Source organism: Sphingomonas sp., assembly GCF_048594985.1.
Classification (GTDB): domain Bacteria; phylum Pseudomonadota; class Alphaproteobacteria; order Sphingomonadales; family Sphingomonadaceae; genus Sphingomonas_I.
In genome coordinates this window covers 1-2303 of the sequence record NZ_JBMDXG010000188.1, presented here as the reverse complement: position 1 = coordinate 2303, position 2303 = coordinate 1, and the positions used below count along the sequence as shown (strand labels likewise).

At 66.8% G+C, this 2303-nt stretch carries 2 protein-coding genes; both read right to left on the bottom strand.

Annotation, left to right across the window (positions count from 1 at the left end):
- Positions 1–1442, bottom strand: a 1442-nt coding sequence (metG, locus tag ACOJSF_RS07190; RefSeq protein ID WP_420141534.1) for a methionine--tRNA ligase, incomplete at its 3' end; no start/stop codon positions are given.
- Between the two features lie 5 nt (positions 1443–1447).
- Positions 1448–2303: DNA polymerase III subunit delta' (locus ACOJSF_RS07185; RefSeq protein ID WP_420141533.1), on the bottom strand; the 856-nt coding region annotated here is incomplete at its 5' end.

Here is a 2303-nt window from a genome sequence, read left to right as displayed (position 1 = left end):
AGCGGGGTGTTGAGCGCGGTGAAATCGCGCGTGTCGCCGGGCTGGGCGAGCAGGTCGAGCAATGCGTCCGCGCTCGCCGGGATCGCCCAGCGCGCGAGGATGGCGAGCTGGCGCACCGCCTCCGCCGTCCAATAGAGGACGCCATCGGCCATTGCGGGATCCTCCTTGCGCAGCGACCAGGGCGCCATGTCGGCGAAATAGCGGTTGGCGAGCGCCACCCCATCCCACACGATCTCCAACGCGCGATTGAGCGCAAGATCGTCCAGCGCATCCTCGATCCGCGTCAGCAACTGCCCGAGGCCGAGCTGATCCTGCGCTGGGCCCGGGGCTGGCACGATCCCGCCGCCATTCTTGGCGATGATCGACAGGCAGCGCTGGGCAAGGTTGCCGAGCCCGTTGGCAAGATCGGCATTGCAGCGGGTGACGATCGCCTCGTGGCTGTAGCTGCCATCCTGCCCGAAACTGACTTCGCGCAGCAGGAAGTAACGCAACTGATCGACCCCGTAGAGGTTTGCCATCTCGATCGGGTCGACCACGTTGCCGACCGACTTCGACATCTTCTCGCCCCGGTTGAGCAGGAAGCCATGCCCGAACACCTGTTTTGGCAGGTCGAGCCCCGCCGACATCAGGAATGCGGGCCAGTAGACTGCGTGAAAGCGGACGATGTCCTTGCCGATCACATGCAGGTCGGCCGGCCAACGCTTTGTTTCACCAGGATAACCCGCGCCGGTGAGATAGTTGGTGAGCGCATCGACCCAGACGTACATGACGTGGCCGGGGCTGTCGGGCACCGGCACGCCCCAATCGAAACTGGTGCGCGAAATCGACAGGTCGGACAGGCCGCCCTTCACGAAGCTCACCACCTCGTTCCGCCGCCCCTCCGGCCGGATGAAGTCGGGATTGGCTTCGTAGAAGGCGAGCAGACGATCGGCATAGGCCGACAGGCGGAAGAACCAGCTTTCCTCAACGGTCCATTCGACCGGCGTGCCCTGGGGCGAGAGTTTGGTCCCCCCTTCCCCCTCGACCAGTTCCTCCTCGCCATAAAAAGCCTCGTCGCGGATCGAGTACCAGCCTTCGTAGCGGCCGAGATAGATGTCGCCATTGGACTGCATGGCGCGCCACAACGACTGGCTGGCGGCATAATGATCCGGCTCGGTCGTCCGGATGAACCGATCGAACGAGATGTTCAGCGCATCGCCCATCGCACGGAAATGCCCAGACATTTCGTCGGCAAGCGCCCGCGGGGTCATGCCCAGATCGCGCGCCTTCTGCGCCATCTTCAGCCCATGTTCGTCCGTGCCGGTCATGAAGAACACATCGCGCCCCTGCATCCGGCGGAAGCGCGCGATCGCGTCGGTGGCGATCGCTTCATAAGCATGGCCGATATGCGGCCGGCCATTGGGGTAACTGATCGCGGTGGTGATGTAGAAAGGGTCGGCCATAGGCCTCAGCCTTTAGCGGCGCGCTCCACCGGGGCAAGCTTCGCTAAGAGCCCGGCGATCTCGAACACCGTCGTCTGTGGATCGGCCGATTGCCGGACGGCCCGGTCCGCAATGTCGCGCGCCTGCCGCCACAACGCCACCCGCTCCGCCAGCAAGGGCGGCGGCGCACGGCGCGCCTCCGCCGCGATCCGCGACGGCGCACGTTCCAGGAACGCCTCATAGCGTGGTTGCGCAGCCTTCAGCGACAGCGTGCGGCCGAGCGCGGCGCGCAATGCGTTGGACGGGTCGCCGTGCACCGCAAGCTTGTCGATCGCCGCGTCCAGCCCGGATATGTCGAGGCCCGCAAAGCGCAATGCCTCGCCCGGCGCGCCGTCCGCGACCGCGACCAGCGCCTCGATCTCCGTCGCCTCGGCATCGGGCAAGGCGCGGCGAAGCGCGACCGCGGTCTGTTCGGCGTCGAGCTGTTCGAAGCGGAGCAGCCGGCAGCGGGACCGGATCGTCGGCAACAGTCGGCCCGGCGCATGGCTGACCAGCAGGAAGACCGTACCTGCCGGAGGTTCCTCCAGATTCTTGAGGAGCGCGTTGGCGGCGCTCCGCTCCATATCGTCGATCGCGTCGATCACGATCACGCGCCGACCCGAAAGGCTCGGCGTCGTCGCGAACAAGGGCTGGAGCCCGCGCACCTGATCGACCGTGATCGACCGCGCCAGATCGTCGGACGAAGACTTGGTGAGCCGTTCGAGCAGGCGGAAATCGGGGTGCGACCCCGCGTCGAGCAGCGCCGCCACGCGATGCGTGTCGGGAACCGAAAGATCCAGGCCCGCCGGCGCGGGCCCCGCCGCCTCCGCGCGCAGGCGGCGG